Raw genomic sequence first — 19,119 nt, 5'->3', positions numbered from 1 at the left:
AGTGAAACGCATATGGATTTCAAAACGGAATTTAAACCGTTGACCGTACAACCACAGGAGATTGAGGGCAAAAGCTTTGAGATGATCACGGAGGAACTGGGTGAGCATCCTTTTACGGATGAGCAGTATCCCGTGGTACAGCGTGTTATTCACGCCTCGGCTGACTTCGAACTGGGCCGTAGCATGGTGTTCCACCCGGATGCCATTCAAGCAGGAATTGCAGCGCTCCGCGCCGGACAATCCGTCATCGCTGACGTACAGATGATCCAAGCTGGCGTAAGCAAGGATCGCATTCGCGGTTTCGGCGGAGATGTGCATGTACATATTTCGGATCCAGATGTGATGGAGGAAGCCAAGCGCTTGAACACTACTCGGGCAATTATCTCGACGCGTAAAGCAAATCAATTGTACGAAGGTGGAATTTACGCCATTGGTAACGCACCAACAGCACTGCTGGAATTGATCCGTCTGGTCAAAGAAGGCGAAGCCAAACCGGGACTGATCATCGGTATGCCAGTAGGATTCGTATCCGCAGCAGAATCCAAAGACGAGCTGCGTAAACTCGACATCCCGTTTATCACCAACATCGGCCGTAAAGGCGGAAGCACCATCGTCGTAGCGGCTCTGAACGCCATCTCCCTGATGGCAGTAAGAGCTGAATCATTAAATAACCGCCCATAGGGTAGATTCAACCGAAAGCCAAACAAGCACAAAACCGCGTAACTACATTCCATGCCATCTCCTAGTGGCATGGAATGATCAGTTACCCAAAACAAACCTCAGGGCATTGTTTAGCCCAAGAGGTGCACTACGCACTGTGCCAGGTGGATGCAGAAGCAGGTAGCAGCGAAGGGGACGGAATCGATTCTGAAGAAGTGGAGCGGTCGCCTTTGTCTCCGGATTTCTCCCTTTAGAAAAGGGAATCGAGGAAATCTGGAGACAACAGCGATCATAAGAACGATCCGTACCCGTAGCGTCCACCCAAGCGCCCAAAGCCCCACCCACGTACGCAGCGTAATGCCACCTCATTTAAACTAGCTAATTAAAGGACGGGAGGTTCAAAACCCATGATAGGCGGCAATACCCCAGACCCCGACAAACCAATGCGTTCCGGTTTCACCACAGGAGCGTGCGCGACAGCCGTTGCCAAGGGAGCCACGCAACTCCTGTTAACAGGTGTTACGCCGGCACAGGCCGTGGTTTCATTGCCCGCGGGCTTTGACCACTCGTTCGAACTGATCGAGCAGGAACTGACCGATGGCGTAGCGACCTGTGCCACCATCAAGGACGCGGGGGATGACCCGGACGCCACGCATCGGGCGAAGATCATCGCGCATGTGTCGTGGCGAGACGAGCCCGGCATGGAGCTGGATGGGGGAATCGGCGTAGGCCGAGTCACGAAGCCCGGACTGCCCGTGCCTGTAGGCGAAGCGGCAATCAACCCCGTTCCGCGCCGCATGATTACCGAAGCGGTAACCCAGGTGCTTGCTGAACATGGCACAGCCAGAGGGGTGCGGGTCGTGATCAGCGTGCCGGAAGGCGAAGAGATCGCCAAGAAGACCCTGAATTCCCGGCTCGGCATTCTGGGCGGTATTTCTATTTTAGGTACACGCGGCGTGGTCGTTCCGTTCTCCACCTCTGCCTACAGAGCGAGTGTCGTACAAGCTATTTCCGTTGCTCAGGCATCGGGCTGTGAACATATTGTGCTGACGACGGGCGGTAGTAGTGAGAAATACGCGATGAAGATGATGCCGGAGCTGCCGGAGGAAGCTTTTATCCAGATGGGTGACTTTGTCGGGTTCGCCATCAAACACGGTAAACGACTGGGCATGAAACGCATCAGTCTGGTCGGAATGCCAGGCAAATTTGCCAAAGTAGCTCAAGGCGTCATGATGGTGCACTCCAAGAGTGCGCCGGTGGATTTTGGATTTCTTGCGTCTGTGGCCCGCGAGACCGGATCTGGAGATGAACTGGCGCAAGCGATCGAGGAAGCCAACACGGCGACTCAGGTAGCAGATATGATGACTGAAGCGGGGTACTTGCCCTATTTTGAAAAGTTATGTACATATGCTTGCCAGCACTGTCTGGAGCATGCGGGAGGCGGCATAACGGTGGAAGTGGTATTGGTTACGATGAAAGGAATGGAACTGGGGAGGGCGGAAATCAGTGAACTCGAAGACAGCAACTGGAGCAAAGAATCGTAGAATCCGCATTATCGGCGTGGGTGAAGAAGGCGCGGCAGGATTGACAACAGATAGCCTGAATCTCATTCAGGAGGCAGATGTACTTGTGGGCGGAGAGCGTCAGCTGCAGTATTTCCCGGCATTTGCGGGTGAGAAGTTAGCGATCAAGAGCGGTTTAAGCGATCTGGTTGTGAAAATAAAAGCGTTGCAGGCCACACACAACGTCGTTGTGCTTGCCTCGGGAGACCCGCTGTTCTACGGCATAGCCGGGTATTTAGCGCGCAAATTAGGCCCGGATCAACTGGAGATCCGGCCTAATCTCAGTTCGCTGCAGCTGGCATTTGCCCAGCTTGGCGAGAGCTGGCACGATGCCGTGCTCGAAAGCGTGCACGGACGCCCGCTCAAAGGCCTCGCACAGCGCATCGATGGCAAAGCCAAAATTGCGCTGCTCACGGACGAGCATAACAGCCCCGCTGCGATCGGGGCTTATCTGCAACAGTTCGGCATGACCGAGTATGATGCCTACGTTGCCGAGAACCTGGGCGGGGCAGACGAGCGTGCCCGCCATTACACCCTGGACGAGCTTGCGGCAGCAGAATGCAGCCCGCTGAACGTCGTGATTTTGCTGCGCCGCAAGGATGCACCTGCGCCGCGCCGGGGGTTCGGTTTTGCCGACGAGGAATTCCAGCAGCGCAAACCGGAGAAAGGCCTGATCACCAAGCGCGAGGTCCGCGCATTCAGCTTGGCTGAACTGCGACTTGGCGTGGATAGCATTGTGTGGGATATCGGCGCTGGCTCTGGCTCTGTGGCGGTAGAATGCACGCGGCTCGCGCCGCAGGGACATGTCTACGCCATCGAAAAAAATGAAGGTGACCTCGTGAACATCGAGGCCAACCGGATCAAATTCCGGACAGACTTCACCGTCCTTCATGCCAAAGCACCAGCAGGGCTGGACGAACTACCGAATCCGGATGCGGTGTTTATTGGCGGCAGCGGCGGTGAGCTTGCCCAGCTGATCGCCTTGTGTGCGTCTCGGCTACGCCCAGAGGGACGCATTGTGGTGAATGCAGCGACCATCGAGACGCTGCATGACAGCATGAAGGCCATGCGCGAAGCGGGCCTGGAGGCATCCGTGACGTTACTTCAGACGGCGCGCAGCAAGCCGATCTTGAACATGACCCGTTTTGACGGATTGAATCCGATTTACGTAATCACAGGACAGCACGGAATAACAGAGGAAGTGGAAGCTGGAGCGGCAGAATGACTTTTCAAGGACAGGACAAGGGGGAAAACAACATGAGTACGGCAGCAGTAGGTACGCTGTATGGCGTGGGTGTCGGGCCGGGAGACCCGGAACTGATTACCGTGAAGGCGTATCGGATGATCCGGGAATGTCCAGTGGTCGCTTATCCGAAGAAGCGCAAAGGCGGAAAATCATATGCCCACGAGATCGTGGAACTGTACGTGAACCCGGAAGAGAAAGAGATGCTCGGCTTGATCTTCCCGATGACCAAGGATCCGGTTGTGCTTGAACGTGAGTGGGGCAAGACCGTTGAAGCATGCTGGGGTGCGCTCAAGGAAGGCAAGGATGTGGCCTTTGTAACCGAGGGTGACCCGAACTTGTACAGCACATTTATTCATCTGGCCCGGCTGATGCGAGAGCTGCATCCTGAAGTGCCGATTAGTTCGATTCCAGGCATTTCATCTGTGTTGGGTGCAGCGGCAGCACTGGATATCCATCTGGCAGACGGAGACGAGCAGGTGGGCATTATTCCGGCTACGGCAGATAAAGAAGCGATGAGGCAGGCGATCGAGCATCACGATACGATTGTATTTATCAAAGTGGCGAAGGTGCTTGATCCGATGCTTGAATTGCTGGACGAGATGGGACTCGGCGGCAAAGCTTCGGTCGTTACCAAGGTCACTTCTCCATATGAACTGGTCTGGCGTGATGCCCGTGAACTGAAAGGGCAGGAGCTGGAATATCTAAGCCTGATGGTGGTGAGCAAATGAAGACATTGGAAGCGAAAGTCTACATTGTAGGTGCAGGCCCGGGTGACCCGGAACTGATTACCGTGAAGGGTTCGAACATTTTAAAGAGTGCGGATATGGTGCTGTATACAGATTCACTCGTGAATGATGAACTGATTGCTACCGCGAAGCCCGAAGCAGAAGTGCTGCAAAGCTCTGGCATGGATCTGGAACGTCAGGTTGAGCTGATGTGTGAAGCCACTCGTGCGGGGCGTAGCGTAGCGCGTGTGCACACGGGTGATCCGGCGATGTACGGCGCGATTCTGGAACAAATGGTGCTGCTGAAACAGCAGGGTGTGGAATATGAAATTATTCCGGGTGTAAGCTCGGTCTTTGCTTCGGCAGCTGCGCTGGGAGCTGAATTGACTGTACCGGAACTCACACAGACCGTAATTCTGACGCGTGCAGAAGGGCGCACACCTGTGCCTGAGCGGGAGAAGCTGCGTGATCTGGCATCCCATCACTGCACGGTGGCGCTCTTCCTGAGTGCGACTTTGGCGAAAAAAGTCGTGGTTGAATTCCTCGCCGCAGGCTGGAGCGAAGATACGCCGGTGGCAGTGGTGCAGCGTGCGACATGGCCTGATCAGAAAATTGTACGGACCACGCTTGCCAATCTGGCAGCAGATCTGCGTGCCGCAGGCATTACAATGCATGCAATGATTCTGGCGGGCTGGGCGCTCGATCCCGATCTCGTGAACCGGGATGCCCACCGTTCCAAGCTGTACGATAAATCCTTCACCCATGGCTATCGCAAGGGAGTGAAGTCCGGTGAGTAATCCGTTTGCAGCCGTTGCCATCACGAAGCATGGCGTGGAGATGGTGCGTAATCTGGCGGGGCAGTTCCAGGGTACGGACGTGTATTATATGAGCAAGTTTGCTCGTGGGGATGAAGAGCAGTTGGGTTATGAGCTGTTCGAAGGCTCAGTGAAGCTGATTTTGCCTGATTTGTTCAAACGATATAATGGCATTATTCTATTCATCTCTTTGGGTGCGGTTGTGCGTATGATCGCTCCGATTCTGGTGGACAAAAAAGTCGATCCCGCCGTGCTGGTCATTGATGACCGCGGTGAGAACGTCATCAGCGTGCTGTCTGGTCACCTTGGCGGCGCGAATGAGTTGACTCGTCAGGTCGCAGAGGTGCTTGGCGCACGCGCGGTCATTACGACGGCTTCAGACGTGCAAGGCACCATTCCGGTGGACATGTTCGGCCGGGAGTTGGGTTGGATCGTGGATAGCTTCGACAAGGCGACACCTGTCAGTGCAGCTGTTGTGAACGAAGAGCCTGTAGCTCTCATTCAGGAGACAGGGGAGCGGAACTGGTGGAGATATAACAAACCAGTGCCGGATCATATCCGCGTCTTCAACAGCCTCGAGGAAACAGAATCATTCCCGTTCAATGCTGCACTGGTCGTCAGTGACCGCTTGCTTTCGGCAGAAGAAGAGGAACGTTTTCTCACCAATGGCGTATTGTATCGTCCAAAAAGCCTCGTGCTTGGCATGGGCTGCAATCGCGGCACATCTGTAGAGGAATTGGAGCAGGAAGTCCTCGCGACCTTAGAGGAGTTATCCCTCTCCGTGAAGAGCGTGCGCAACATTGCCACGATTGATCTGAAAAAGGATGAAGAGGGCTTGTTGGCCCTATGCGCCAAATACGGGTGGGAGCTGGTGACCTACACCCCTGCGGAGCTCAATACGGTGAAGCTTGCGAATCCTTCCGAGACAGTATTTAAATATACTGGAGCATATGGCGTAAGTGAACCTGCGGCGTTGCTCTCTTCGGGAGCCGATCATTGGTTGCTGGAGAAGAAAAAGAGCGGCAATCTAACGATCTCCGTAGCACGGATTTCATTTGAGTAGAGATATGCATGAAGTGAATCTACTTTACACAGGTACTTCGATGACAGAATAACCTTCCGATCACTAGTGTGTATTAATCTTGACCGCATCGCTATATGATGCGGTTTTGTTTAGATTATAGAATTTATACGTTTTCAGCGGAGCTGAAGGATTCGATAATCGCAAGAAAAGCAACAACTAAAACACGAATGTATCATCCTTGATAGTGCTTCGATCAGAAGCTTTTGTTATATTGACGAAAAGGTGGAATTGACGATGACCATTGCAGATCGTAATGCCAGACCCCGACTGATCATTGCAGGCACCGGAAGTGGTGCAGGGAAAACGACAGTAACCTTGGGGCTGATGAGAGCACTCGCCCAGCGTGGTTTGAGTGTACAAGGGTTCAAGTGCGGCCCGGATTATATTGATCCGACATATCATACCGCCGTTACCGGCAGACCGTCACGCAATCTGGATGCATGGATGACATCGGCTGAATACGTGAGAGATACGTTCGAGAAGGCATCGGCAGGACATGATATATCCATTATCGAAGGCGTTATGGGCCTCTACGATGGCAAAGATCCGATTAGCAATACAGGCTCGACTGCAGAGATTGCTCTGATCACGAAGACCCCTGTGATCCTGGTCGTGGATGTACGCAGTATGGCTCGTAGTGCGGCCGCGATTGTTCTTGGTTTTCAACAGCTGGAGCCTGAATTACATATTGCCGGAGTGATCGTCAACCGTTGTGGAAGTGTGGGTCATTACACCATTGTGAAAAAAGCCATTGAGCAGATGTGCGGCATTCCGGTGGTTGGCTGGCTGAAGCGGGATGAAGACATGTCCATCCCCGAGAGACATCTGGGACTGGTGCCTGCCATTGAGCGCGGTGAACTGGAACCGTTATTTCAGCGGGCTGCCGATGTATTAATGGAAGGCACCGATCTGGATCTTCTGCTGGAGCTCGCAGCAAGCGCCCCGCCGCTTCAACAAGAAGAAGGCAGTCTTGCCGCTACTACCCACACGGATTCGGCTAATGCTGAATCCGGCTCGAATTACGATTCACAATTCGATTCAGTGATCCACGTTAATAATCGACATGTATCATATGAAGTACAGCCTGTCATTGCCGTTGCGCGTGATGCGGCGTTTAATTTCTATTATCCCGATAATCTGGAATTGCTCGAAGCGGCCGGGGCTCGATTACAATACTTCAGTCCGCTCGCTGGCGAAGGCATTCCAACGGATGTGGATGGCGTCTATTTGGGCGGCGGATTTCCAGAGGAATTTGCAGCAGTGATTGCAGGAAACATGGGTTTCCTAGGAGGACTTCGTGAAGCAGCGCGTTCGAACATGCCTTTATTCGCAGAATGTGGTGGCTACATGGTACTCGGGGAAACGTTGACCGACCGAGAGGGCGTTACTTTCGAGATGGCGGGCATTATCCCCGCACAGGTGCAGATGCAGAAGAAGCGAGCTGCACTTGGTTACCGTGAAGCGAGTGCGGTTGAGGATTCCTTTTTGCTGAAAAAGGGTGAAGTACTTCGGGGTCATGAATTTCATTACTCCACAATGACCTATCGTGAAGAAGGAATGATTCCTTATGCGTATGAGACCAAGGGGTTGCGTGGCTTGAAGCAAGAAGGGTATGCTGCAGGCAACATCGTGGCGGGGTACACGCATGTTCATCTGGGCTCTTACCCGGCAGCCGCTCGAAGATGGGTGGAACATTGTTTAGCCTATCGACAGGAGCGATATGGGTCAGGAATAATAACAGAGCAATAAACCGCTCAATTCAATAAGCAGAATGGCTCTAATCTCGCTTTTACCTCATGAGTCTTTGGTCGTGAAGTTGGGGAACCCCATTCTGAATTAAAGGTTTTCAGATGAATATGTGGAATGAGTTAAAGACAGAATCATTGGCGAGGGAGGGACAATATGATGAGAACCGTATGTGTAACGGGTGCTGCCCGGGGGTTGGGACTCGCTCTGACAGCACAGATGCTGAAGAGAGGTTATCTCGTGTATGCGGCCGGTCTGGATGTGGAAGATTCCGAGGGGATTCGTGTGCTTGCAGAAGCATACCCTGATCATCTGCGGGCGATCGAACTGGATATTGCGGACGACCTGTCGGTAGCTCTGTTCACGGAGACATTGAAGCTGGGTACGAATCATCTGGATATGCTGATCAATAATGCGGCTATACTAGGAAGTATTACGGATCATATCCGCGGGCCGTTGAATATAGCGGAGATGGCTGAAGTATTTAATGTAAATACTCTTGGCACACTGCGTGTGACTCATTCTCTGTTACCCCTTCTTCTTCAAGGGCAGACCAAGCTGATTGTTGATATCTCTTCCGAGGCTGGAAGTATGGAGCAATGCAGTCGGGATGGATGGTTTGCCTATTGCATGTCCAAAGCTGCTTTGAACATGCAGGCATGTCTTGTGCACAATGGTCTGAAGGATGAAGGCGGACAAGTGATGCTTGTGCATCCCGGTTGGGTACAGAGTTATATGCGGGGAGAATTGGATGCTTCTGCGGATCTCACGCCCGAGCAATCTGCACAGCATATCGCAGTACTTATCGACCGCCATGAGCAGTTTAAAGGAGATCAGCCCGCATATGTGGACTACAAGGGAGACACACTTCCCTGGTAGTGGTTGTATACAGTGAGGTGAACAAGAAAGGAGATTGATTGAATGGATCATCGTAAAAAAGCATTACTACTTGGCGATTATACGCATCCGGATTGGCACCCGCTTCAAGGTGTGGATGCAGAGATTAGCCGAATTTTCCATGATACTATGACTGTGCAGTGCAGTGAGAATCGGAATATGCTGCTGCAAGAAAATATAACCGGGTTTGATGTATGTATCTCATACATGGACGATTGGAAGGGGAAAGTCTCTCCACAGCAGACAGCAGGTTTGTTGTCCTATGTAAGTAATGGAGGTGGGCTGGTCATTATACATAACGGCATTTCGCTCCAAAATCGTTATGAACTCAAACAGATGATCGGTGCCAAGTTCCTGCATCATCCGGCTTATGCACCGCTTGAATTCACTGTAACGGCCGAAAGCCATCCAGTGACGGAGGGTATTTCGAATTTCACAATGGAAGAAGAACCTTATCAGTTCGAGTTTGGTTCTTTTGCCGAAACGAAGATTTTGCTGGAATATCAATCCGAAGAAGGACCGAAGCCTGCGGTTTGGGCACATCGATATGGTATTGGACGTATTGTTTATCTGATGCCAGGTCATCATGTGCCGTCTTTTGCGCACGAAACGTACCGTAAATTACTCCTGCAAGCAGGCAAATGGGCTGCACGATACGTCTGATCGGACGGACATCTTTGCATGCAGAGTATAAGGGGTATAATATAGAGATCAACGAAGAGGAGGATGACAAAAATGAGCGATTTGTTCAAAAAGGCGATCTCGTTAGGGCTTGGTCTTACTGTCGTAAGCAAAGAGAAAATTGAGAAAACCGTGGATGATTTGGTCAAGCGCGGGGAACTTGCGCCCGGTGAATCCAAAGCTTTGGTTGAACGTCTGCTGGAACGGGGCGATGAAGAGCAGGGTCAGTTCAAGAGAATGATTCAGGAGCAGGTCAAGCGAGTGCTTCAGGAAGCTGGTGTGGCATCCGAAAGTGATGTAACCAGTCTGGAACAGCGCGTTGCTGTCCTGGAGAAAAAACTTGCCGAACTGGGCCAATCACCACAACTCCAACCTGATGAATCCCCGGCTCCACTTGAAGTTCCTCCTCCTCTCAAAGGAAACGAGATCGAGTAGATGGCAGTGCGAATCAAACATATCGGCAGATACCGTGAAATTGCCATGGCGCTAGTGCGTCATGGCTTCGGTTATATGGTCGAGGAGCTGGGTTTGTTCCAGTTGCTGGCTCTACCCAGACGGTGGATGTCGCGTGAAGCACACACCACCAAAACGCTGAGTGAACGCATCAGGCTTGTACTGCAGGAGCTGGGGCCAGCTTTCGTCAAGCTGGGGCAACTCGCAAGTACAAGGGCAGATCTATTGCCTGAGTCTGTCATTCGTGAATTGGTGAAGTTGCAGGATCAGGTCCCGCCGTTCTCTTCCGAGACGGCACGGGGTATTTTGGAACAGGAATTGGATACACCGCTGGAGGAGATCTTTTCCCGGTTCGAGGATACCCCTGTAGCTGCGGCCAGCATTGGACAGGTGCATCTGGGCAAACTTCGAAGCGGTGAGTCGGTAGCCATCAAGATTCAGCGGCCGGGTATATCGCGTATTGTGCAGCGTGACCTGGATATCTTGCGTGAACTGACAGCCATGGCGGAGAAGCGCTGGGACTGGGTGAAACAATATCAGATTCCGCAAATGGTCGAAGAATATGCTCAGGCACTGATGGCTGAACTGGATTATACGGTTGAAGGCCGAAATACGGAAAAGATTGCACAGCAATACCAACAGGACAACAAGGTCAAAATCCCGACAATTTACTGGGATCAGACTTCATCACGTGTACTCACGATGGAGTATATCGAAGGCATTAAACTCAATGATCGTGAAGAACTGGTGAGACGGGGTCATGATCTGAATAACATTGCCGAGCGGCTGGTGGATTCATTATTGAATCAGATCTTTATTCAGGGATTCTTTCACGCTGACCCACATCCGGGCAATCTGATGGTATTGAAGGATGGACGTCTTGCTTTTATAGACTTCGGTATGGTAGGCAGTCTGAGTGATGAGATGAAACAACAGCTCGCTTCGCTTATTATTGGGTTAATGCGCAAAGATACGGACAGTATGATCCGGGCAATTGAGAAATTGGGCATGATGCCAGATGACATGGACCTGCGTGGGCTTCATGTGGATTTGGACAAGTTACGTACCAAATATTACGATATTCCCTTTTCCAAGATCAGTGTTGGTCAGGCGTTGAATGACTTGTTCGGCGTAGCCCAGAGGCACCGGGTGGTGATGCCTGCCGATATTCTGCTGCTCGGCAAATCGTTGCTAACGATGGAAGGTGTCATCGAACATCTTGATCCTTCCCTGAGCATCGTAGATATGGCCGAACCCTTTGGCCGGAAGCTGATCAAGGAACGTTTTAGCGCCGGAAGAATCAAGAATCGGTTGTTCCGTAGTGCAGCTGATATGGCTGAGAGTGTCATTGGTCTACCGGGGCAGTTAAGGCAGTTATCATCCATTATTAGCAAAGGCAAGCTGAGGCTGGAGATCAGTGTTCCTGAACTGGATGCACTCATGCGTAGAATGGACCAGATCAGCAATCGGCTATCTTTCAGTATTGTGTTACTCGCTTTTTGTATCATCATGGTGGGCTTGATTATCGGATCTTCGATCAGTCATCAGTCCACGATGCTGTGGGATATTCCGGTCATTGAGATTGGTTTCCTGGTGGCGATTCTGATGGTGGCTTTCCTGCTCTATTCGATATTCAAATCGGGAAGGTTCTAGCATCAGCATGACATCACAAGAGGACCCGTAAAGAGACTTTCTTCAAAGGATCTTTGCGGGTTATTTTTTGTGAATAGAGCATTGATGAGTAAATTATAGAAATATTAAGATAATAGAAGAAAAGGTTCTATTTTTTCACCATAACTGTATTAGTACATATCCGGTCCTGTGACTATAATAATAGGTCAGTACATTAACGGACCCGGTTTTTCTGAGAGGGGAAAACCTATTGGCATCAGGATCAGCTCCTGATGTCGCACGAGTAAGACAACTGAAGGCAGTAATGGAATATCAGCGATACACACTGGAACGGAAAAGAGTGAGTGCTCATTAAGCCGTCAAGGTTATACGGATGGGGAAGAATGATGCCAGCTCAGGCAAGAGCATATACGAATGATGCGGAGAGGAATCCGTTGTTTTGTGCTGTCCTGGGTAGTTAGTTAGTGGTGTACGGATTCCGTTACTCTTCAGTAGGATTGTCCAATATGAGGGATACACGTAGGAGGAACGGCAAAGAACATATGAATACGTTAAAACAACAATGGTTTGGCAACATTCGCGGAGATGTGCTGGCAGGCATTACGGTAGCGCTGGCGTTAATTCCGGAAGCCATTGCGTTCTCCATCATTGCAGGTGTTGATCCGATGGTCGGATTGTATGCTTCGATTACAATTGCAATTGTGATCTCGATTGCTGGTGGAAGACCAGGCATGATCTCGGCGGCAACAGGTGCCATGGCGGTACTGATGGTTGGACTCGTCAAGGATTATGGGGTGGAATACCTTTTTGCAGCAACGATATTGACGGGAATTATTCAGTTTATTTTGGGTATTTTCAAGGTGGGGCGATTCATTACGTTTGTGCCTCATTCGGTACTGACCGGATTCGTGAACGCACTGGCTATACTAATCTTTATGGCGCAGTTAACCCATTTCACGGGAGCGAATTGGATCATGTATGCGATGGTGGCAGGTACGCTGGCGATCGTCTATATTTTGCCAAGGTTTTTCAAAGCCGCACCGGCTCCGTTGATTGCCATTATCGTGATGACGATCATTACGGCGATGTTAAATCTGGATGTTAAGACTGTCGGCGATATGGGGAACCTGACCAGTACATTGCCGATGTTCCACTTGCCTAATATTGCATGGACTTGGGACACGCTGATGATTCTGCTGCCCTATTCATTCACTCTGGCACTCGTCGGTTTGCTGGAATCTCTCCTGACCGCTACCATTGTGGATGAGATGACGGAGACCAAGAGCAGTAAAAACCGCGAAGTACGCGGTCAGGGGATTGCCAACTTCATTAACGGTTTGTTCGGTGGTATGGCGGGCTGTGCCATGATTGGGCAGTCGGTCATTAATGTGAAGTCTGGAGGACGTGGAAGATTATCTACGTTTACTGCGGGTGCATTTCTCGCGATCCTGTTGTTGCTGCTCAGCGGAGTGGTGAAACAGGTGCCGATGGGTGCGCTCGTCGGTGTAATGTTTATGGTGTGTATCGGAACATTCGACTGGAGTTCCATCAAAAATATTGCCCGTGTGCCTCGGGCGGAAGCCTTTGTCATGATCGTGACGGTGGCGATTGTGGTCTATACCCACGATCTGTCGATCGGGGTTATGGTCGGCGTTGTGCTCAGTGTGCTGCATTTTGGCTGGAAACAGACCAAGATTCGCGTACAGGCGAGCCAGGAGCAAGGGCAGAAAGTATATCGGGTTCACGGACCGTTCTTCTTCGGTTCTTCGTCCCGTTTTGTGGATGAGTTCGATGCAGAAGCCGATCCGAAGGAGATTACGATTGATTTCGGAGGGTCACATATCTGGGATAATACTGCGGTTGTGGCTATTGGCAAAGTGAAGTTCAAATATGCGAAGCTTGGTAAAACTGTGCACCTGCGCGGGTTGAACGAAGAGAGCACTCGCATTCTTGAACGGAGTGGATTTGCCACAGCCGGAGGGCACAGTTCGTAACTTGTTTGGAACGAAGTAAACAACGAATAGGTAACATAAAAAGATGCATTTTAATCAGCGTCGCACTTTTTCCGGATTTAATCGGGGAGAGGGCGTCGCTGTTTTTTATTAGAGCCTGAGGCATGCTAGGTCATTTGCACATCATCAGCAACCTGAAGGCAGATCTAGAGTCCCTTGTTTGATACAAGTCACGCTGAACTCGAGATTTTATGCTACAAGTTAGGGGGTAACGCTGTATCCCCTTTTGTTTTGCTTGACTAACGTGTAAACTACAGGGTATGGAGAAGAAGAGCAACGAGTGGATTGCTTTTTAAAAAATTCATTTCATAATCATGATTGATATAAGGAAAGCTAGTCTTGATTGCAGATACTGAAGTCTTTATGAAATGGACTTATCTAAATGAATATACAGAGGTGTAACGATTGGCAAACTTTGAACAACTGGGCATTCGCCCGGAATGGTGTGAGATCCTGAAACATCAGGGCATCACCGTGCCGACTCCGGTACAGGAGCGTTCGATTCCGGTACTGCTGGGTGGACGCGATATTATCGCCGAGGCACAGACAGGCACAGGGAAAACGCTGGCATTTTTGCTGCCGATTATTCAGAAAATTAACGTATCCGACCGTTCGCCGCAAGCCCTGATTATCGCGCCTACGCGTGAGCTTGCGCTGCAAATTACGGAAGAAGCGAAGAAGCTCACTGCTAACGACGATAAACTGCACGTTCTTGCCGTATATGGCGGGCAGGATGTGGACAAGCAACTGCGTAAATTGCAGAACGGTACCCAGATCGTTATTGGTACACCGGGGCGTCTCCTGGATCACCTGCGTCGTGGCACGTTGAAGCTTGATAATGTGAAAAAACTGGTGCTGGATGAAGCCGACCAAATGCTGCACATGGGCTTCCTGGACGATGTGGAAACGATTCTTAGTGAGCTTCCACACAAACGTCAGACCATGCTGTTCTCAGCAACAATGCCGAAGGGCATTCGCAACCTGGCGAAGACCTACATGAAAGATCCGGAAGATGTGAAGGTATCTTCCCAATCGGTTATCCCGATCAAACAGATTCGCCAGCAGGTGCTGGAATGTACGGATCGCGGTAAGCTCGAAGCGCTTCGCGGCATGATTGATACGTATCGCCCATACTTGGCGATCATTTTCTGCCGGACCAAGCGTCGTGCATCCAAGCTGAACCAAGATCTGCGTGAAGCAGGTTATGCAAGTGATGAACTTCATGGAGATCTGTCCCAATCCAAGCGTGAGAACGTGATGAAAGCGTTCCGCGATGCCAAACTGCAAGTGCTGGTTGCTACAGATGTAGCTGCACGTGGACTTGATGTAGAAGGCGTCACGCATGTATTTAACTACGATATGCCGCATGATGCGGAAAGTTATATCCACCGGATCGGTCGTACAGGCCGTGCAGGCGGTACCGGTCTTGCTGTAACGTTTGCAACAGAGCACGACAGACCAGAGCTTGCACGAATTGAACAAGGTATCGACCAGAAGCTGTCCCGCATCCAGTGGACGAGTGAAGGCCCAATTGCTTCGACTGGAGCTGCTAGACGTTCCATCAACAGCCAGGGAGATGACGAACGTTCAGGCGGACGCTCTTCCGGGACAGGCAGTGCCCGTCGCGGTGCAGGCCGTAACGATGGCGGACGTGGGGGTCGTGGTTCCCGCGGCGGCGAAGGTGGACGCAGTGGTGGTCGTAGCGGTGGCCGCAGTGGCGACAGCAGTCGCGGTGCAGCAGGTCGTGGTTCCGCGCGCAGTGGCGACAGCAGTCGCAGTGCAACGGGCCAAAGCGGACGCAGTGGTGGGCGTAGCGGTGGCCGCAGTGGCGACGAACGTAGCGCAGGCCGTGGTTCCGCGCGCACCAGCGACAGCAGTCGCGGTGCAGCGGGCCAAGGCGGCCGCGGTGCAGCTAGCAGCGGCTGGGCTGGACGTAGCGCCGACAAGCGCAGCTCCGGGCGCAGCAGTGAAGGCTCTCGCCGTCCGGAATCCGCAGGACGCGGACCGGCGAAGGGCGACCGTCGCGATTCTCGTCGCGGAAGGTAAAGATTTCGGTGCAAGCGGCGATGCAGCCGCAATTGCACCATGCCATGCTACAGAGATTGGCATGGCGGATAGCATGAGAGGCTTCCGGTACAGAGGTACCGAACCCTCAGATCAAGGGTTGCGACGGAAGCACGTCGCGGCCCTTTTTTCACCAGAATAGAATATGGTTACCGTTTATTGCTCATTGCTCTGCCATAAACTTCAAAACACCTCATCCTAGACCTAAGGATGGGGTGTTTTTGGATTAATTCTTATATCATTAGAATCATAACATTCGATACCTGTTGCCGATGTGCATGCAGGGGTGGTTGAAATTGCATTCGTCTATATACACGGAGTGAGTTTGCACTAAACTACGTTTTTCATTCCCAATATATCCTTGTTACACGTGAACGTCTGCGTACTGATCCCGATATTTCTCGTTATACACCCGGCCCACCGACTCTGCCAGTCCACCGCGTGCCTTGCTCGGATAGCGTTCAATCGTGTGATAGAGCCTCATGAACCGATCCTTGGTCATAAAGCGGGCGTAACGGGTAATAAGACTAGGGAATAACTCAATATATTTGCTCTTGCGCACAGCAGCAGCAGCTACGGCTGTAAGTATCTGAATTCCATTGTGGAGCTGTAAAATGTTCACTTCATAGGTAGCGATATAACGAATCGCATCTTCACGAATTAATTCCGGCTTAAGTCGTGCAATCTCACCGATATATTCAGCCAGTAGCCGCTCGAAGTTGCGTAGCAGCAAGGGCTTGAGCTGCAGATCCATATCACTACGCAGGACAAAAGATTGTAACAATGCAACCTGTTGCAGTCGAACTCGGTCGTTGTAGACAAGTGAGCCGATCTCGCGGAGCATCTCATAGGCCAGTGCTTCATCCTGCTTTCGGGCTTCGGCGACCAGAGCCCAGTTTCGGTTGATGCCCTGTCGGATGATTTCCTCATCCTGTTGCAACGTGCGCTTCAACTCGCGCTGCTGCTCTACCTCGAACGAACGTCTCTGCATGAAGATCAGTAATGCCAGAAGCAGCAGGGAAACGCTGGCTGCCGCCATGGTCTGATCTATGGTCTCACCGAAATAGGTAGCAGCTGCACCGAACAATATCGTAATGAACAGGTCGCGTGCAATTCGGCGTTTCACACGGGAAGTCGCCTTCGCCTGAACGGAATTCAGGGTACCCCGGCCACAGGCCGTGCACTCCTCTTCCCACAGGCAGGTATACTGTCCACAACGGGTGCAGACTTGCAACTTTTCATAGGCATGGGTCGTTCGTTGAAATGGTTTTATGGATACAACTAGTTTAGTGCTCATGCTCAATCACGCTCACCATTCAGAATAGTGTAGAGGGTACGATCCGTGTCTTCGCGGGAGACCGGTTTCCGCCGATGAAGCTGGAGTGTAATTACCTTTATCATGACAAAAAGAAACAATATGGCGAGGCATCCGTATGTAACCATAATCCGTTCCCTTCTATGGCTTGTAATCAAGCGCTGTTATATTGCAGTTTGCTGGCAATAACTATATCATATTTCCATAGTTGGTACTTTTGTGCCAGTTACAGGCGTGAAATCGTCGATTTTTGTCAGTCATTACAAAACTGTAACTCAAGATAGGGGTGCTTTTCAGAATTTATTAGTAGACTGTTAAGATTTCCTTAAGGCTTGACGCCTATAATAAACTATTCCCATTTTAATCTCAAACGTGAAGGAGTACACCCAATGCTGCGGACACGCAAAATACGCTGGCTCAGCGGAACGATGGTTCTGCTGGCAATTCTAACGCTACTGCTACCTCAGGCGTTGCTGCCACAAGCTGCAGCGGCTCAGGCACAGACGAGCGGAATCGATGCGGTACTTGTAGCCGATGTAAGTAACTCGATGAATACAAGTGACCGTGACAAGATCAGTAATGAAGCCATGAAAATGTTTATTGATATGCTGCCCGTCCAGGGGGACAAGGTAGGAATTGTTGCTTATACCGATCAGGTGGAGCGAGAAAAGGCTATGCTGGAGATTCAGTCCGATGCGGACAAGAGCAGCCTGAAGGATTTTATTGATCAACTCGGCCGAGGCCCATATACCGATGTCTCAGTTGGTGTCACTGAAGCCGTAAACATACTGAATCATGGTGCAGACCCATCCCACTCGCCGATGATCGTGCTGCTGGCGGATGGCAACAATGACTTTAACAAAACCAAAGGCCGTACACAGGCACAATCCGACGCTGATCTGGCAAAAGCCGTGAAGGAAGCACAGGATCAGGGTATTCCGGTGTATACGATTGGACTGAACGCGGATGGCAAGCTGAACAAAAATGCACTCGCAGACCTGGCTCAGCAGACCGGAGGCAAGTCATTCATTACCGATACGCCGGATGATCTGCCTCAGATTCTGAGTGAGATCTTCGCCGATCATGCCAAACTGAATGTGGTGAAACTGCCCTCTGTAACGGGAAACGGCAGTTATCAGGAAGTTACCGTGAATGTACCGAACGACAGTGTATTGGAAGCAAATATTTCGATCATGTCCTCGAAGCCGGTGGAAGTGCAATTGACGGATCCATCCGGACAAGCCGTGGATCTGAAGTCGGATGAAGCCAAGCTCTCGACGTCGAAAAGTTACTCATTGGTGAAGCTGTTGAAACCCCAAGAAGGAGACTGGAAACTTCGGGTAAAAGGGGCTCCGAAAGACAGCATCGATATCAACCTGTTGTTCAACTATGATCTTCAGCTCGTTGTGGACCCAATTAAGACCAAGTCCTATACCAAAGGGGACAAGGTTGATCTTGCCGCCAAACTGGAGAATGGCGGTCAGCCGCTTCAGGATAATGACCTGTATACGGATATGAAGGGCACGCTGGTTGTGAAAGATGTGGATACAGGCAAAAGTGAAGAACAACCGCTGGAAAACACAGGTTCTGGTTTTGCCGGAACGTTTGAAGTACCAGACAATCATAACTATGAATTAGTCATTCGTGCAGAAGAAGACAGCTTCTACCGTGAAAGTGCGCCAATCACGATCAACGCGAGTGGAGCAGCCGGAAGTGGAACTCAACCGACAACATCAGGCAGTGAACAGGATAAGCCGTTTCCTTGGTTACCTGTCATCCTGGGTGTTATAGCCCTGATTGTGGTAGGTGTGGGTGCTTGGTTCCTGATGGGCTGGCTGAAACGCAAAAACCGGGGGTTTGTAGGTCAGATGGTTGTGGAGATTCGTGATGAGAACACGGGAGACAAGTCCTATCCGCAATATAAAAAGCTGGTATCCTTCCGGGGCAGGTTCCATCTGCATCAGTTGTTGCAACTGGACCCCGAGCTGAAGGAAACCGAAAAATATGTATTTACGCCCAGCAATGGAGATCGAATTATAATTCGTAACACCGCAGGCGGTACGCTGGAGAAATCCGGTCGTGCAGTCGATGCAAGCTCAGGCGTTGAACTGAAGAACGGTGACCGACTGAGCATCCCGCTGCAACAGGCGGACAAGACCATTTTAATCGAGTATCTGGTTTAAAAATGATTGCCAATAGAAGTTGGAACTAACCGTTTACACTAGAA

General features: G+C 51.1%; 17 protein-coding genes. 15 read left to right on the top strand and 2 right to left on the bottom strand.

Features of this window, described 5'->3' with window-relative positions; all coding sequences use genetic code 11:
• Positions 1–12 precede the first annotated feature (12 nt).
• The 14 genes from FS628_RS19150 (at position 13) to FS628_RS19090 (ending at position 15,559) form a co-directional block, all read left to right on the top strand.
• Positions 13–681 carry a precorrin-8X methylmutase gene (locus FS628_RS19150; protein WP_145324597.1) on the top strand — a complete coding sequence of 223 codons (669 nt, stop codon included), beginning with the start codon at positions 13–15 and terminating at the stop codon, positions 679–681.
• A 74-nt stretch (positions 682–755) separates the two neighbouring features.
• A complete protein-coding gene (locus FS628_RS31440) occupies positions 756–914 on the top strand; it encodes a hypothetical protein (RefSeq protein ID WP_186327880.1) in 159 nt (52 codons plus the stop codon).
• Between the two features lie 153 nt (positions 915–1,067).
• The gene (locus FS628_RS19145; protein ID WP_145324595.1) at positions 1,068–2,204 is read left to right on the top strand and encodes a cobalt-precorrin-5B (C(1))-methyltransferase; all 1,137 of its coding nucleotides are present in this window, start codon (positions 1,068–1,070) and stop codon (positions 2,202–2,204) included.
• Positions 2,167–3,447 carry a precorrin-6y C5,15-methyltransferase (decarboxylating) subunit CbiE gene (cbiE, locus tag FS628_RS19140; RefSeq protein WP_145324593.1) on the top strand — a complete coding sequence of 427 codons (1,281 nt, stop codon included), beginning with the start codon at positions 2,167–2,169 and terminating at the stop codon, positions 3,445–3,447. Before FS628_RS19145 ends, cbiE begins: the two co-directional genes overlap by 38 nt.
• A 32-nt stretch (positions 3,448–3,479) precedes the next feature.
• Positions 3,480–4,196, top strand: coding sequence for a precorrin-2 C(20)-methyltransferase (gene cobI / locus FS628_RS19135; RefSeq protein WP_145324591.1), 717 nt, complete (start codon positions 3,480–3,482; stop codon positions 4,194–4,196).
• Positions 4,193–4,990, top strand: coding sequence for a precorrin-4 C(11)-methyltransferase (gene cobM, locus FS628_RS19130; protein ID WP_145324589.1), 798 nt, complete (start codon positions 4,193–4,195; stop codon positions 4,988–4,990). Before cobI ends, cobM begins: the two co-directional genes overlap by 4 nt.
• Positions 4,983–6,071 carry a cobalt-precorrin 5A hydrolase gene (locus FS628_RS19125; RefSeq protein ID WP_145324587.1) on the top strand — a complete coding sequence of 363 codons (1,089 nt, stop codon included), beginning with the start codon at positions 4,983–4,985 and terminating at the stop codon, positions 6,069–6,071. The genes cobM and FS628_RS19125 overlap by 8 nt, the downstream gene beginning before the upstream one ends.
• Before the next feature lie 255 nt (positions 6,072–6,326).
• Entirely contained in the window at positions 6,327–7,841 is a 1,515-nt protein-coding gene (locus FS628_RS19120) for a cobyrinate a,c-diamide synthase (protein WP_145324585.1), read from the top strand.
• 156 nt (positions 7,842–7,997) lie between these two features.
• Positions 7,998–8,717 (top strand): SDR family oxidoreductase, encoded by a 720-nt coding sequence (locus FS628_RS19115; protein ID WP_145324583.1) that lies wholly within the window; start codon positions 7,998–8,000, stop codon positions 8,715–8,717.
• Positions 8,718–8,759: 42 nt separating this feature from the next.
• The gene (locus FS628_RS19110) at positions 8,760–9,398 is read left to right on the top strand and encodes a ThuA domain-containing protein (RefSeq protein WP_145324581.1); all 639 of its coding nucleotides are present in this window, start codon (positions 8,760–8,762) and stop codon (positions 9,396–9,398) included.
• Between the two features lie 72 nt (positions 9,399–9,470).
• Complete coding sequence (locus FS628_RS19105; RefSeq protein ID WP_091036091.1) at positions 9,471–9,851, top strand: phasin family protein; 381 nt, start codon at positions 9,471–9,473, stop codon at positions 9,849–9,851.
• Complete coding sequence (locus tag FS628_RS19100) at positions 9,852–11,522, top strand: ABC1 kinase family protein (RefSeq protein ID WP_145324579.1); 1,671 nt, start codon at positions 9,852–9,854, stop codon at positions 11,520–11,522.
• 521 nt (positions 11,523–12,043) lie between these two features.
• Complete coding sequence (locus FS628_RS19095) at positions 12,044–13,495, top strand: SulP family inorganic anion transporter (RefSeq protein ID WP_145325002.1); 1,452 nt, start codon at positions 12,044–12,046, stop codon at positions 13,493–13,495.
• 423 nt (positions 13,496–13,918) lie between these two features.
• Complete coding sequence (locus FS628_RS19090; RefSeq protein ID WP_145324577.1) at positions 13,919–15,559, top strand: DEAD/DEAH box helicase; 1,641 nt, start codon at positions 13,919–13,921, stop codon at positions 15,557–15,559.
• A gap of 382 nt (positions 15,560–15,941) precedes the next feature.
• Here FS628_RS19090 and FS628_RS19085 read toward each other — a convergent pair whose 3' ends face one another.
• Together FS628_RS19085 and FS628_RS31435 are read right to left on the bottom strand one after the other, a co-directional pair.
• Positions 15,942–16,874: a hypothetical protein gene (locus tag FS628_RS19085; RefSeq protein ID WP_145324575.1), complete on the bottom strand. Its 933-nt coding sequence runs from the start codon at positions 16,872–16,874 to the stop codon at positions 15,942–15,944.
• Between the two features lie 2 nt (positions 16,875–16,876).
• Positions 16,877–17,020 carry a hypothetical protein gene (locus FS628_RS31435; RefSeq protein WP_186327879.1) on the bottom strand — a complete coding sequence of 48 codons (144 nt, stop codon included), beginning with the start codon at positions 17,018–17,020 and terminating at the stop codon, positions 16,877–16,879.
• 261 nt (positions 17,021–17,281) lie between these two features.
• Here FS628_RS31435 and FS628_RS19080 point away from each other — a divergent pair, with 261 nt between their 5' ends.
• Positions 17,282–19,075 carry a vWA domain-containing protein gene (locus FS628_RS19080; protein WP_145324573.1) on the top strand — a complete coding sequence of 598 codons (1,794 nt, stop codon included), beginning with the start codon at positions 17,282–17,284 and terminating at the stop codon, positions 19,073–19,075.
• The last annotated feature ends 44 nt before the right edge of the window (positions 19,076–19,119 follow it).

Source organism: Paenibacillus xylanexedens, from assembly GCF_007676705.1.
GTDB classification, from domain to species: Bacteria; Bacillota; Bacilli; order Paenibacillales; family Paenibacillaceae; genus Paenibacillus; species Paenibacillus xylanexedens_C.
This window is presented reverse-complemented; position numbering and strand designations above follow the sequence as displayed.